The organism is Corynebacterium sp. 51B, from assembly GCF_008930785.1.
Lineage (GTDB): Bacteria > Actinomycetota > Actinomycetes > Mycobacteriales > Mycobacteriaceae > Corynebacterium > Corynebacterium megadyptis.
The window spans coordinates 100,149-114,132 of the sequence record NZ_PQMK01000007.1 but is presented as its reverse complement, the minus strand read 5'-3'; the positions used below and the strand labels follow the sequence as shown (position 1 = coordinate 114,132).

General features: G+C 65.2%; 12 protein-coding genes. 7 read left to right on the top strand and 5 right to left on the bottom strand.

What is annotated here, in order from left to right; all coding sequences use genetic code 11:
- The first annotated feature begins 43 nt into the window (after window positions 1-43).
- Entirely contained in the window at window positions 44-1,780 is a 1,737-nt protein-coding gene (locus GBB14_RS09165; RefSeq protein ID WP_151529550.1) for an adenosine deaminase, read from the top strand.
- Between the two features lie 33 nt (window positions 1,781-1,813).
- Here the strand turns inward: GBB14_RS09165 and GBB14_RS09160 are convergent, their stop codons facing one another.
- The 3 genes from GBB14_RS09160 to GBB14_RS09150 are packed head-to-tail and all read right to left on the bottom strand — an operon-like array spanning window position 1,814 to window position 4,209.
- Window positions 1,814-3,055: a hypothetical protein gene (locus GBB14_RS09160; RefSeq protein WP_151529549.1), complete on the bottom strand. Its 1,242-nt coding sequence runs from the start codon at window positions 3,053-3,055 to the stop codon at window positions 1,814-1,816.
- Between the two features lie 21 nt (window positions 3,056-3,076).
- A complete protein-coding gene (locus GBB14_RS10780; protein WP_151529548.1) occupies window positions 3,077-3,922 on the bottom strand; it encodes a C40 family peptidase in 846 nt (281 codons plus the stop codon).
- Between the two features lie 5 nt (window positions 3,923-3,927).
- Complete coding sequence (locus tag GBB14_RS09150) at window positions 3,928-4,209, bottom strand: hypothetical protein (protein ID WP_151529547.1); 282 nt, start codon at window positions 4,207-4,209, stop codon at window positions 3,928-3,930.
- Between the two features lie 76 nt (window positions 4,210-4,285).
- Between GBB14_RS09150 and upp the strand changes: the two genes are divergently transcribed.
- Both upp and GBB14_RS09140 read left to right on the top strand, forming a co-directional pair.
- On the top strand, window positions 4,286-4,921 hold the full coding sequence (gene upp / locus GBB14_RS09145; RefSeq protein WP_151529546.1) for a uracil phosphoribosyltransferase: 636 nt from the start codon (window positions 4,286-4,288) through the stop codon (window positions 4,919-4,921).
- 96 nt (window positions 4,922-5,017) lie between these two features.
- On the top strand, window positions 5,018-5,578 hold the full coding sequence (locus tag GBB14_RS09140; protein ID WP_151529545.1) for a helix-turn-helix domain-containing protein: 561 nt from the start codon (window positions 5,018-5,020) through the stop codon (window positions 5,576-5,578).
- Here GBB14_RS09140 and GBB14_RS09135 read toward each other — a convergent pair.
- A complete protein-coding gene (locus GBB14_RS09135) occupies window positions 5,561-7,096 on the bottom strand; it encodes a phospho-sugar mutase (protein WP_151588411.1) in 1,536 nt (511 codons plus the stop codon). The two genes, GBB14_RS09140 and GBB14_RS09135, sit on opposite strands and share 18 nt — an antisense overlap.
- A gap of 240 nt (window positions 7,097-7,336) precedes the next feature.
- Between GBB14_RS09135 and GBB14_RS09130 the strand changes: the two genes are divergently transcribed.
- A complete protein-coding gene (locus tag GBB14_RS09130; RefSeq protein ID WP_151529544.1) occupies window positions 7,337-8,533 on the top strand; it encodes an amidohydrolase in 1,197 nt (398 codons plus the stop codon).
- Window positions 8,534-8,588: 55 nt separating this feature from the next.
- A complete protein-coding gene (locus GBB14_RS09125) occupies window positions 8,589-9,995 on the top strand; it encodes an NAD(P)H-quinone dehydrogenase (protein WP_151529543.1) in 1,407 nt (468 codons plus the stop codon).
- 70 nt (window positions 9,996-10,065) lie between these two features.
- Here GBB14_RS09125 and GBB14_RS09120 read toward each other — a convergent pair whose 3' ends face one another.
- Entirely contained in the window at window positions 10,066-11,388 is a 1,323-nt protein-coding gene (locus GBB14_RS09120; RefSeq protein WP_151529542.1) for a short-chain fatty acyl-CoA regulator family protein, read from the bottom strand.
- A gap of 167 nt (window positions 11,389-11,555) precedes the next feature.
- Here GBB14_RS09120 and prpD point away from each other — a divergent pair, with 167 nt between their 5' ends.
- Both prpD and prpB read left to right on the top strand, forming a co-directional pair.
- The gene (gene prpD, locus GBB14_RS09115) at window positions 11,556-13,061 is read left to right on the top strand and encodes a 2-methylcitrate dehydratase PrpD (protein ID WP_151529541.1); all 1,506 of its coding nucleotides are present in this window, start codon (window positions 11,556-11,558) and stop codon (window positions 13,059-13,061) included.
- Entirely contained in the window at window positions 13,062-13,982 is a 921-nt protein-coding gene (gene prpB, locus GBB14_RS09110) for a methylisocitrate lyase (RefSeq protein ID WP_151529539.1), read from the top strand.
- The last annotated feature ends 2 nt before the right edge of the window (window positions 13,983-13,984 follow it).

The window sequence follows — 13,984 nt, the reverse complement described above, 5'->3', positions numbered from 1 at the left end:
GAGGTGGGAGGCGGCGACGCTGGTGTCACCCTAGAATGTGACCATGATCAACCCCACGTCCTCTCCTCTTCCACCGCCGCCGCGTGAGATCGTGCAGCAGCTGCCGAAAGTATCCCTTCACGATCACCTCGATGGCGGTTTAAGTCCCGATCTCATGGTGAGTCTCGCCGCCGAGCAGGGCTATGAACTGCCGGAACCCACACCGGAGGCGCTGGCGCAGTGGTTTGAGCAGAAGGCCAATGCGGGCAATCTCGCGGGCTATCTCGAATGTTTTGCGCACACCGTAGCCCTGATGCAAGACGCCGCCTCCATCACCGCTGTGGCCAAGGACGCCGTGTTTCAGCTGGCCGCCGACAATTGCGTGTACGCGGAGCTGCGCTTCGCCCCTGAGCTGCACACGCATAAGGGGCTGAGCATGCAGGAGGTGGTGGACGCCGCCACCACTGGGATTAAGACGGCCACCGTCATGCTCGACGAATGCGGCGTGAGCATTGTGGTGCGGCTGATCCTCTGCGGCATGCGCCAGCAGAACAACGTGCTGGAGGTGGCGCAGCTGACCGTGGACAACTATCACCCGGGCTCGGTCGAAGGCATGGTGGTGGGCTTCGATCTTGCCGGCCCGGAGGATGGTTTTCCGGCCTCGCGCTTCCGCGAGGCCTTCGAGCTGCTGCGCCGACACTTTGTGCCCGTGACCATTCACGCCGGCGAGGCCGCCGGGGTGGATTCCATCCGCGAGGCCCTGGAGCTGGGGGCGCGTCGTATCGGCCACGGAGTGCGGCTGATGGATGTGCTTCCCGAGGATGAGGAACTCACCACTGATCCCGTTGCGCGCTATATCTACGACAACGAGATTTGCCTGGAGCTATGCCCCCACTCGAACTACCAGACGGGCGCGGTCGCCCACGGCCAGGTGCATCCCTTCGCCGAACTCTTTAACCGCGGCTTCGCCTGCGCCATCAACACCGATAACCGGCTGGTCTCGGGTGTTACCCAGACCGATGAGATGATGTATCTGGTCGAGGAGTGCGGCCTGAGCTTCGAGGATCTGCGCGATATCACCCTTATCTCCATGGAGGCCGCCTTCATGCAGCGGGAGGTGCGCGATGTGATCCTCGTGGACTATATCGATCCGCGCATGAACGAGGCACGGGAGGCCTATGCCGCATGGCTTGCCCGCGCCGGCGCGGTTAGCGCTGAGGGTGAGACCACCGCCGCAGGCGAGGAGGGCGTTCTGCCCGTCTCCACGCCGGATGCGGAGGAGGGGCGCTCCTATGGCGAGGGCGAGGCCATGCCGCTGCTGGTGGTGGAACAGCTCAGGGTCACGCCCTTCTGGGGCGATATGAACCAGGAGCTGGCTGGGCTCTCTCCGGAACGGGTGGAGGATATTGAGGAGCGCGTCGATATGCTGGCGCGCACTTACCTTGTGACGCACCACGTGGCGCTGGATGGGGCGCACCGCGCGCGGCTGTGGCTGCTGCTCCGCGATAGCCTCGCCATGCTCGATGAGCTCTCCCAGGTGGCGGGCCGCCCCATCAAGGCCGTGCACGATATGCTGCCGATCTTTCGCCCCGATGCCGAGGATGAGCGCAGCCGCTATGGCGGCTACCTGGTAGATGCCAGCGAGCTCGCCGCGCTCATCGGAGAGGACGTAGAAGACGCAGACGCCGCCGGCGATGAGGAGGACATGGACGAGCCCACCGTATCGGAGCCGCCGCAGGATGTGCAGTCCAAGGCGCGCCGTGTCGATCACGATGGGCAGATTGGGTGGCGCCGCGTCTAGGGCATAAGCCCCGCGGGCGCTGGCGCCACGGGGTTAGAACTTGCTGAAGCGCTGGGTGAGGGTCTCGGTGAGGGCCTTCCAGCCTTCGGCTTCCTTGCTAAAGGGCGCATCCGGCACATAGTTGGAGGCGCCGCCGAGCATATAGGCGATGTAGTCCTGCAGGCTGGGACGGGCCAGCAGGATGGAGTTGAGCGAGTCATCGGCGGCCCAGTCGGCGGCATCCGCCAGCAGCTCATAGGCGCGGCGCATCTGCTCGGTATCCACTTCCTTAGGCCCCTTGCGGATATCATCCTCAAGCCCGGTGAAGGAATAGGAGTTGTCCTCGTGCACGGTGACCTCGAGGGTGCCGCCATTGACCTCCGTCATCACGGTCTCCCAGGTGGAGAGCTTGGCGAGGTCATGATCGCCATGCTCAGCCAGCCAGCGGGGCATGGTCTTGCGGTTATTGAAGGTGAAGATCTCGCCGTATTTACCCAGGAACACCGGCCGGCCTTCCACATAGGTGCGCAGCGTATACAGGGTGCGGCCTTCAATGCTGATCTTCACCGGATCGATACCGGCGGCGGCCCACACGGTGCTGTCATAGGGGTCGGCGGCCTCGGCCTCTTCCTTGCGCTTGGCCTCGGCGGCGGCCTTTTCCTCCGCAATGCGCTCCTGGGAGGCGGCGATGGCGGTCTCGGCCTCGGCAACGGCGTTGTCATCGACCTCGGGGGTGAATACGTGGCCGTCGAGGGCGTCCACCACATCGTTCCAGCTGTTGAGCACCACGCGGCCCACGCCGGTCCATTCCTCTGCGCCCTGCTCGCCGATGTAATGATCCGAGCCGCGATCCAGATTGTCCAGCACAGAGTGCCCGGAGAAGAAGGAGGTCACCGTCACATCGGCGAGGACCTCGCCCAGCGAGCGCGCCACCCGCAGGGCGCGGGCAGTGCCCGATACGGCGTTGTGGCTGGGGCGCTCGGCGAGCAGCGCGGGCACGCCCACCACATCGGCGTAGCCGGAATCCTCCGGCACCACGCGGGCCTCCGGCTTGGATTGGAAACTCGACCAGCGCGGGTGATTCGACAGATCGTGCTGCGGATGGGCCGAGATATAGGCGAGGAGCTCGGCGGGGGAGTGGAAGAAGAAGACGTTGTCATCATCTCCCAAAAACGCCTGCCAGACGCTGCCGTGTTCACGGTAGGCCGGCGCCCACAGGGTGTAGAAGTCCCCTTCTGTGAGCGCAATCTTTATAGGAATAATCGTCTGTTGTGCCTCGGAGGAGGAAGAAGTCATGCGCTAAAGCCTAGTCGAGCCTTAGGAGGTGGGGCGATAGAACCCTAGAAACCCCATCCCCATGTTGGTGGTGCGCACTGGGTTCTTCTGCACCGGGTCGCCGGCCTCGATCATCATGCCCTCACCGGTATACATGGCCACATGCCCATCCCACACCACGAGATCGCCCGGCTGCAGCTCATCGGCGCCGACCTGCCGGCCCACCGCCTGCTCATGCGCCATCCGCGGCAGCTCCACACCGGCCTGGGCATAGGACCACTGCACCAGCCCGGAGCAATCAAAACCATCTGGGGTGGTGCCGCCCCACACATAAGGCGTGCCCAGCTGGGATTCCGCGGCCGCCACGGCACGCGCTCCCGCGGTGCTTGTCGACGCCGTCTCGCCGCCCACACCACCCGCCGCAGAGTCGGGAGCATGGTCCAGATCGAGCGGGCCGCGCTGCGCGATATGCTCCAGCTGGGCGGTGGGTTGTGCCAGCTCCGCCTCGAGCTGCTGCGTGCGCTGCCCCGCCGCCGCGAGGGTGGCGGGGGAGAGAGCCGCGAGCGCCTGGGCGGCGGCGAGGTGCTGTGCCGGGTGGGGGCTGAGCATCTGGGGCGCCAGCCGGGTGACGTCTGCGAGATAGTGCTGGGCCAGCTGCACGAGATCGGTGCTGGCGCGGGCAATGATCGGCTGGGCAATGGCCATGATCTGCTGCAGCTCCGTCTTTTCCGCATCCAAGGCGCCGGCGGCGTGGCTGAGACGATGGGCCCCAGCGCCGAACATGGGGGCAAGACGCTGGGCGGCGGAGATATCCGTCACCCCGCCGAACTCGCGGGGCAGGGTAGCGGTGGGCACAAGGGCGGCGAGCTGGGTGAGTACCGGAAACATCAGCCTCAGACCTGCCTGTTCAGAGATGCGGCGAGCTCGGCGTCGACAAGCTCAATTGAACGAAGATGCCCGGCTGTGTCTTGGGCACGCTGTTCGCAGTAGTGGGCGAGCTGCTGGCTGCGTTGCCCGGTAGCGGTCGTGGCGCGGGCGAGGGCGGCGGCGAAGCGCTCCATCCCGGGTGTTGGGGCCAGCGCCGGTGGTGCTGCTGGGGTGGTGGCGGCTGCCGCGGTGAGGAGATCGCGCAGCAATGAGCGGGCATAGCTGGGGGTACACATGAGGTCAGTCATGCTCATCTAGACGTTGCGCACACCTGTGATGGTTCCCCTCGTCGGCGATACGGGGCACTGTTCTATTCTGGAACGTATGGAGACCAAGGTTATTGACCACCCGCTCGTCGCAGCCCGACTGACCATCATGCGGGATAAGCGCAGCAACAACGCCACCTTCCGCGCCGCGCTCCGCGATCTCGGAGCAATGCTCATCTACGAAGCCTGCCGCGACGTGCCGGTAGAAACCTTCGACTGCCACACCCCGGTGGCCGTGGCGGAGGGGGCGCGGCTGGAAAACCCGCCGATCATCGTGCCCGTCATCCGCGCCGGGCTGGGCATGATCGACCCCGCCCTGTCCATGATCCCCGACGCCCAGGTGGGTTTCATCGGCCTGGCCCGCGATGAAGAGACCCACGAGCCGGTGCCCTATCTGGAGGCGCTGCCCGAGGATCTCACCGACCAGCCGGTGTTCGTGGTGGATCCCATGCTCGCCACCGGTGGGTCGCTGCTGCACGCCATCCGCTTGCTGCACGCCCGCGGCGCCACCGACATCACCGCCGTGTGCATGGTCTCGGCGCAGCCCGGAGTGCAGGCGCTCGCCGATTCCGGCCTGCCCGTGCGGCTCGTCACCGCCACGATCGACCCCGAGCTGAACGAGGACGCCTATATCGTGCCCGGTTTGGGTGACGCCGGCGATCGCCTCTACGGTCCGCGCAACATCGACCTCTAAAAACCCGCCCACCCCATGGTGGTGCTCCTCACTCTCGTGGGGAATGCACACCATGGTGTGCAGACTCTGCCCGCTTGCGTAGGCAGAGTCTTTTTGATGGCTGATGACGATAACGTAATTTACTGGCCGAGCTATGCTGTGGCGCTCGGCCAGCGGGTGCGCACATTGCGCGCCATGCGCGATATCAGCCAAGAACGCCTCGCCGAGCTCGCCGGGGTGCACCGCAACGCGGTGGTCGGGCTTGAACGCGGGGTGTCCTCCCGAAATACCAGCGCCAATCCGCAGCTCGCCACCGTCTATCGCGTCGCCCGTGCCCTCCACGTGCCCCTCGCGGTGCTGCTTCCCGACGCCACCACCCCGCCCCGCCGGCTCTGCCGGGCCACCGAGTCCCTGCCCAACGAGGTGGATGTGGTGTGGCCGCGCGAGCCCGAGGACGTGCTGCCCTTCGATGGCTCGCACGTGATCATTGACGGCGATGATCCCCGCTTTGTGGATGAGTTCCACCCGCTCTATGTTCTCCGGCAGCAGGCGCGGCTGCAGATCAAGGAGCGAGAGGATGCTGCAGACGAGGCGGATGCTGCGGATGTTGCCGAGACCGCGGCGACTGCCGATACTGCCGAGACCGCGGAGCCCGCCGAACTAGAGGCGTCCGAGTAGCTCCCGCAGCTCGCCGACGATGCGAGTGAGCAGCGCCTCCGACTGCTCCGCTGAGTCGGTCCCAGAGACGTGGATATAGATTTTGGCTTTGCTCTCCGTGCCGGAGGTGCGGGCCAGAATGCGCACCCGCCCGGCCTCGCCGCTGCCGCTCCAGCCAATGATTTGATCGTCGAGTAGCTGCAGGGGGCGGAGGGGAATGCCGGCCAGTTCCTGCGGCGGCGTGGCGGCGGCCTCCTCCAGCAGGGTCTGCGGATCGGAGGTGCGGATGATGACTTTGCGGCTGGCATAGTAGCCATGGCGTTTATGCAGCGTCATCAGCTCCTGCTCGAGGGAGGAGCCGTGCATGTTCAGCTCGGCCGCCCAGGCGCAGGTAATCAGCGCGGTGGCCAGCCCATCCTTGTCCGGAACCCGCGCCGGATCGACGCAAAAACCTTGGGCTTCCTCATAGGCGAAGGCGAGCTGGCCGGGGCGATCGTCCGCGGTTTGGGTCATGTTCTTAAAACCGGTGGCGGATTCCTGATAGTCCCAGCCCTGCGCGGCGGCCAGAGACTTCAAGAGATGCGAGGACACGCGGGTGGTGGCCACGACCGGGGCCGGCGCGCCCGCAGGAGTATCGGAGACCAGCCGGGTAGCCAGCAACGGCCCCAGCTCGTCCGCGCTGAGCATGCGGTGGGTGCCGGCGGCGGTCTTGATGCCGATGCCGCAGCGATCCCCGTCCGGGTCGAGGGCAATGATGAGATCGGCGTCGTGATGGGCGGCGAGCTCCAGCACCTGCTCGACCGCGCTGGGCTCCTCCGGATCGGGGAAGGCGAGGGTGGGGAAGGTAGGGTCGGGATGCTGCTGGCTCAGCACCGGATAGCACAGCGCGAACCCCGCTGACTGCAGGCATTGGTGCAAAACGCGGCCGGTCACCCCATGCATCGCGGTGTAGACCACCGTCAGCCCGGCGCGCTCGGTGGCCACGCGCAGCCGATCATCCGCGCCGGGATCCACTAGGTCCACCACATAGTCCACATAGCGGCGCAGTTGATCCTGGGTGGGGCGCACATGCACCCGCGGGATCTCGGGTGCCGGCGGCATATCCTCCATCAAGGCGGTGATCTCCGCCGCCCTTTCGGTGGAGAGCAGCCGCCCGTCGCGGGTGTAGAGCTTGCAGCCATTGTCCACGGCCGGATTGTGGGAGGCGGTGATCTGGATGCCGCCATCGAAGCAGCGCGTGTGTATTAAAAACGGGATGAGCGGGGTGGGGGTGGGTTGGGGCAGCAGCGTCACTTCGAAGCCGGCCCCAGCGCAGACCTCGACGGCGGCCTGGGCGAAGGCGGAGGAGCCATAGCGGGTGTCCCAGCCCACCACCACGCGAATGGGGGCGTCGGTGGCGTGGAGCAGCCGGCCGATCCCGGGTTCTTCGGAGGGGGAGTCGCCCGCGAAACGGCTGGGCGGGGTGGTGCGCTGCGTGGTGTGGCTCGGCAGCCAAGCGGCGAAGGCCGCGGCCAAGCGGGTGATGAGAGTGATGTTCATCTGCTGTGGTCCTGGGCCGACGGGGGCGCGGAAGCCGGTGGTGCCATAGACCAAAGGGGCAGCGGAGTGGGGCTCGGAGGGGCGGGATTCCACGACTGACTATCCTTTAGCTGCTTGCGGAAAGGGTCCTGTGTTGAGCCTAGCGTTATTACCCCACGTTCTGGTACGGCAAAGCCGCTAGTGTGTAATGGAAGATAGAGTTCAAGGATTATTTGTTGCCACGAGGAGGGACGAAGTCGCGTGAGCGATGTGTGGAGTCATGTACAGGGCTGGATCGAAGAGCACCATGATGTGGTGCTCAGCTGGCGCCGTCATCTCCACAGCCACCCGGAGTTATCGCACCGCGAGTACGAGACCACCGACTTCCTCGAGCAGGTGCTGCGCTCCTATGGATTAGAGCCGGTGCGTTTCCCCGATACGGGGCTGCGGGTGGATCTCGGCCCGGATACCGGCGAGAAGCTGGCCTTCCGCGCCGATATCGATGCACTGCCCATCACCGAGATCACGGGCCTCGATTTCGCCTCCGAGAAGCAGGGCTATATGCACGCCTGCGGCCACGATGTGCACACCACCATCGCCTTGGCCACGGCCTGCGCTTTAAGCAGCTTCGACCTCAACCTCGGGGTGCGCTTCATTTTCCAGCCTGCCGAGGAGGTACTGGAAGGCGGCGCTCCCGAGGTGATCTCCTATGGTGCTCTCGAGGGAGTGGGCAGTATCTACGCCCTGCACGTGGAACCGAAGTTGAAGGTGGGCAAGGTGGGGGTGCGCACCGGGGCGATCACCTCGGCGGCCGATAGCCTCACCATTACGGTCTCTGGGCACGGCGGGCACTCGGCGCGCCCGCACCTGACCGAGGATGTGGTCTACGCCTTGGGTGCTCTCGTCACCCAGCTGCCGGGGCTCTTGTCGCGCCGGGTTGATCCGCGCTCCGGCACGGTGCTGGCCTTCGGCTCGGTCAAGGCGGGTTTCGCGGCCAATGCGCTGCCCCAGCATGGGGTGCTCTTGGGCACGGTGCGCACCGCCGATATTCGGGTGTGGCGCATGATGCAGCCGCTCATGGAAGAGCTGATTCAGCAGGTGGTGGCGCCCACCGGCTGCGAGGCGCAGGTGCGCTATGTGCGCGGGGTTCCGCCCGTGGTCAACGATGATGTGGCCACGGCGGTGCTTGCCGACGCCGCCACGAGTGTGGATCCGCATGCGGTAGTGGAAGCTCCCCAATCCTCCGGTGGCGAGGATTTCTCTTGGTATCTCGAGCACGTGCCCGGCTCCATGGCGCGGCTGGGCTGCTGGGATGGCACCGGCACCCCGGGAGATTTGCACCAGGGCGATCTGGTGGTGGACGAGCGCGCCATCTCGGTGGGCATCCGCCTCTTCGCCGCGATCCTGAAACGCTATCTCGCCACCGATACTGGGGCCAGTAACCCTGAGATTCCTTAAGGTTTCGTTAGACTGAAGCCACCCATAGTTTCACAATCGTCTGCACGGAGGAATCTTGTCTAAGCGCATTGTCATTATCGGCGGCGGCCCCGCCGGCTACGAAGCCGCTCTTGCCGGCACCAAATACGGTGCCGAGATCACGCTCATCGAGGATCAAGGGGCCGGCGGCTCCGCGGTGCTCTTCGACTGTGTGCCCTCGAAGTCCTTTATCTCCACCACCAGCGTCAAAACGGACCTGCGCCGTGCCGACGACATGAAGCTGGTGGATACCGGCGATACCGTGCTCTTTTCTCTCGGCGCCGCCAATAAGCGTGTGCTGGACCTGGCGAAGGCACAGTCCCATGACATCCGCACCCAGCTCGAGCGCGCCGGGGTGCGCGTGATCAACGGCCGCGCCGAGTTCGACGATAGCGCCTCCAAGCAGGCCACCCACTTCGTGAAGGTGCACACCGCCGAAGGGGAGGAAGAGGTGCTCGAGAGCGATCTCGTGCTCATCGCCACCGGCGCCTCCCCGCGGGTGCTGCCCGGTGCCGTGCCGGATGGAGAGCGCATCCTGGACTGGCGCCAAATCTATGACCTAAAAGAACTTCCCGAGCACCTCATCGTGGTCGGTTCCGGTGTCACCGGTGCGGAGTTCGTCTCCGCATTCGCCGAGATGGGCGTGCAGGTGACGATGGTGGCCTCCCGCGACCGCATTCTGCCCCACGATGACGCCGACGCCGCCGACACCCTCGAGGACGTGCTCGCAGAGCGCGGCGTGCAGCTGGAAAAGCACGCCCGCGTCGATAGCGTGACCAACACCGGCGAGGGCGTTGTCGTGCGCACCTCTGATGGACGCGAAATCGAGGGCTCGCACGCCCTGATGACCGTCGGTTCCGTGCCCAATACCAAGGAACTCGGCCTGGACCGTGTCGGGGTTGAGGTGGCCCGCTCTGGCCACATCATGGTCGATCGCGTCTCCCGTACCTCCGTCACCGGCATTTACGCCGCCGGCGACTGCACCGACCTCTTCCCGCTGGCCTCCGTGGCCGCTATGCAGGGGCGCATCGCCATGTACCACGCCCTCGGCGAGGGCGTGAACCCGATTCGCTTGAAGACGGTTGCCAGCGCAGTGTTCACCCGCCCAGAGATCGCCGCCGTGGGCATCACCCAGGCGCAGCTCGAGTCCGGTGAGGTGGCCGCCCGCCAAATCAAGCTGCCGCTGTCGACCAACCCGCGCGCCAAGATGCGCGCCCTGCGCTACGGCTTCGTCAAGATCTTCTGCCGGAAGAACTCCGGCCTGGTCATCGGCGGCGTGGTGGTGGCCCCCACCGCCTCCGAGCTGATCCTGCCCATCGCGCTCGCCGTGAACCACAACCTCACGGTGTCCGATCTGGCCAATACCTTCTCCGTGTACCCGACGCTGTCGGGCTCTATCACCGAGGCTGCCCGCCAGCTGGTGCAGCACGACGATCTGGAGTAACACGCCCACAGGCCTGTAGCGAACCCCGAGATATGCAGCGTATCTCGGGGTTCGTTGCGTTCCGGGGGCGCTAGGCGTAGGGGAAACGGGCCGACTGGGAGAGATCAATCTCCACGCGAGAGCGGGCATAGGGGAAGGCCCGCTGATTGCATTCGGACCGCGAGCAGCTCCGGCAGCCGGGGCCGATAGGGGTGGCCGCGTCCGGGGAGAGATTCAACCCGTGGGAATACACCAAGCGATCCGCGTGGGTGATATCGCAGCCCAAGCCAATGGCGAACTGGGCGGGGTGGTGGCTAAAGCTCGTCGCCCGGCGCGTAATGGTGCGCGCGATCCACAGGTAGGTGCGGCCATCCGGCATGGCCGCGACCTGGCGCACGATGGTCTCCGGGGTGTCGAAGGCGCGGTGGATGACCCAGAGCGGGCAGCTGCCGCCGCTGTGGGAGAAGTGGAACGAGGTTGCGGATTGGCGCTTGGAAATATTGCCTGCTCGATCGGTGCGAATAAAGAAGAAGGGCACCCCGTGCGCGCCGGGGCGTTGCAGGGTGGATAGACGGTGGCAGGTGGCCTCGAAGGAGGTGCCAAAACGGACCCCGAGGGCCTCGATGTCATAGTTGAGCTGCTCGGCCTGGGCGAGGAACTCTCCATAGGGCAGGGTGACGGCAGAGGCGAAGTACTGGGCCAAGCCCAGCCGCGCCACGTCGCGGGTGCTCTCTGGCAGGGTGGCGGCGATGCGGCCAAAGAGCGGATCCAGCACGACCAGCCCATATTGCAGGGCCATTTCGAAACAGAGCTGCGCCGCGGAGAGATCACTGCGCAGGTGTAATTCCCGGTGGGCGCTGAGCTGCCGCTTGGGTCCCACGTGATGGTGATTAAAACGGACGCTGATCCCAGCATCCTCGGCGAGGCGTTTGGCCAGGTTCATGCTCCGCAGCGAGCCGGATCCGAGGCTCGCGGCGAGAGATTCGGCCTCCTCCTCGATAGCGGGGAAGTGGTTGTGGTGGGCATAAAAGAGATCGCGCACAGTCTCGTAGGGGTTCGAGGCGCTGTCGTCTTCATCCCGCGGGGTGCGCAGCAGCGCGGTTGTGAATTCCGGATGGTGGGTGGCGATCTCGTAGAGCTCATTATCGCTCACCGCGATGTCTGGGGCATGCGCGATGCGCTCTTTGAGCCCGTCGATATGGCGATAGGCGCTATCGGTGGAGAAGTAGTCCACACCCACCGAGAAGTGTTGCGCCAGCGAGATCAGCAGCGGCGCGGTGAGCGGGCGTTTGTCGTTTTCTAATTGGTTGAGATAGCTGGTGGAGATTCCGAGCAGCCGCGCCATCTGCGCCTGGGTGAGATGGCGGGCGGAACGCAGCGCCCGAATCCGTACCCCCGCAAAAAGTTTATCCATGACTACCTGCCTCGCTATGTATACACCTAACAGGGGATTTTACAGGGTTTACAAAACAGCCGAAGTAAGTCTGCAAAAATATTCACCTTTTACTGTGACCTGAGAAACATTTTTCGCCCTAGCGTTAGCGGTACCCCATAAGGCACGACCCCTCAGGGAGAAGTGACATGAAGATCCATGATGTGCGGACCTACCGCTCCGCTGAAGAATTTCCGCGAGACGAGCATCTCGCGGCCAAGATCGCGGCGCTTGCCACGGACCCCGTGGCCATCGAGGCAGACGTTGAGGAGATGATCATCAACCGCCTCATCGACAACGCGGCCGTGAGCGCGGCCTCCGTGGCTCGCCGCCCCGTGACCGTGGCCCGCCGCCAGGCCGAGGCGCATGCCGTCACCACCGGCGGCGCCCAGGTCTTCGGCATCCCCGGCTCCTATAGCGCCGAATGGGCCGCGTGGGCCAATGGCGTGGCGGTGCGCGAGCTCGACTTCCACGACACCTTCCTTGCCGCTGAGTATTCTCACCCCGGCGATAATATTCCCGCCCTGGTTGCCGTAGCCCAGCACACGGGCCGCTCGGGCGCGGAGCTCATTGCTGGTATTGCCACCGCCTATGAGGTGCAGGTGGACCTCGTCAAAGGCATTTGCCTGCATGAGCACAAGATCGACCACGTTGCACATCTCGGCCCATCCGTGGCTGCCGGGCTTGGCACGCTGCTCGGCTTGGACGAGGAGACCATCTACCAGGCCATCGGGCAGGCCCTGCACACCACCACGGCCACTCGCCAATCACGCAAGGGGCTCATCTCTTCTTGGAAGGCCTTCGCCCCGGCCTTCGCCGGCAAGATGGCCGTCGAAGCGGTGGATCGGGCGATGCGCGGCGAGGGCGCCCCAGCACCCATTTGGGAGGGCGAGGACGGCGTGATCGCCTGGCTGCTCTCCGGGCCGGAGCACACCTACCAGGTGCCGCTGCCGGAGAAGGGCGAGCCGAAGCGGGCCATTCTCGATACCTTCACCAAGGAACACTCCGCGGAGTATCAGTCCCAGGCGCCCATCGATCTGGCGCGCCGGATGCGCGAGCGCATCGCCGATCTCTCCGAGATCGAGTCCATTGTGCTGCACACCAGCCATCACACCCACTACGTGATCGGCTCGGGCGCGAATGACCCGCAAAAGTTCGACCCCGATGCCTCCCGAGAAACCCTCGATCATTCGATCATGTACATCTTCGCCGTGGCCCTAGAGGACGGCGATTGGCACCACGAGCGCTCCTATGCTCCCGAGCGTGCCCACCGCCCAGAGACCATCGAGCTGTGGCACAAGATCTCCACGGTGGAAGATCCTGAGTGGACCCGCCGCTATCACTCCACCGATCCCGCGGAGAAGGCCTTCGGCGCCCGCGCCGTGATCACGCTGCGCAACGGCGAGGTGATCGAGGATGAGATCGCCGTCGCGGATGCCCATCCCCTCGGCGCACGTCCCTTCGCCCGAGAGAACTACATCCAGAAATTCACCACTCTGGCAGAGGGCGTCGTCGATAAGCAGGAGCAGGAACGCTTCCTTGACGCGGTGCAACACTGTGCCGATCTCAACGGTACCGAGCTGAATCAGCTCAATCTCCAGGTGAGCGAGGAGGTGCTGGCGCAAGCGCCGCACACGGGGAAGGGGCTGTTCTAGATGAACGAGCGACTGTTCGCACCTGCGGCCACTGCCCGCGATATCCGCGCCAGCTTCGTCGGCGCTTTGCGCAGCGGCGAATTGCAGCGACTGCCCGGCGCGTTCTCGCCGCTGGTCGCCCGGGCTATCGAGGACGCCGCATTCGATGGCGTCTACGTCTCCGGCGCCGTGGTCGCCGCCGATCTCGCGCTCCCCGATATCGGCCTGACCACCCTCAGCGAGGTGGCTGCCCGCTCGCGGCAGATTGCCCGGAGCACGTCTTTACCGGTGCTTGTCGACGCCGACACTGGCTTCGGTGAGCCCATGTCCGCGGCCCGCACCATCGCCGAGCTGGAAAGCGCCGGAGTCGCCGGCTGCCACCTCGAAGACCAGGTCAATCCCAAGCGCTGCGGCCATCTCGATGGCAAAGAGGTGGTGCCCACCGAGCTCATGGTTCGCCGCATCACGGCCGCGGTGAATGAACGCGCCGATCCCAACTTCATCATCTGTGCCCGCACCGATGCCGCAGGAGTGGAAGGAATCGACGCCGCCATCGAGCGGGCGCGCGCCTATGCCGATGCGGGAGCCGACATGATCTTCAGCGAGGCGCTGACCACGCCCCAGGACTTCGAGGCCTTCCGCGCCGCCGTCGATATCCCGCTCTTGGCGAATATGACAGAGTTCGGCAAAACCCAGCTGCTCACCGCCCAGCAGCTCCAGGACATCGGCTATAACGCCGTGATCTATCCCGTGACCACGCTGCGTATCGCCATGGGCCAAGTAGAAGACGCCCTCCAGGAGCTCGCAGCGACGGGCACCCAGGAAGGGTGGCTGGAGCGAATGCAGCACCGCTCCCGGCTCTATGAGCTGCTGCGCTACGCCGAGTACAACGCCTTCGATCAAGAAATCTTCACCTACACCAACCCAGAAAGTGGGGCATAACA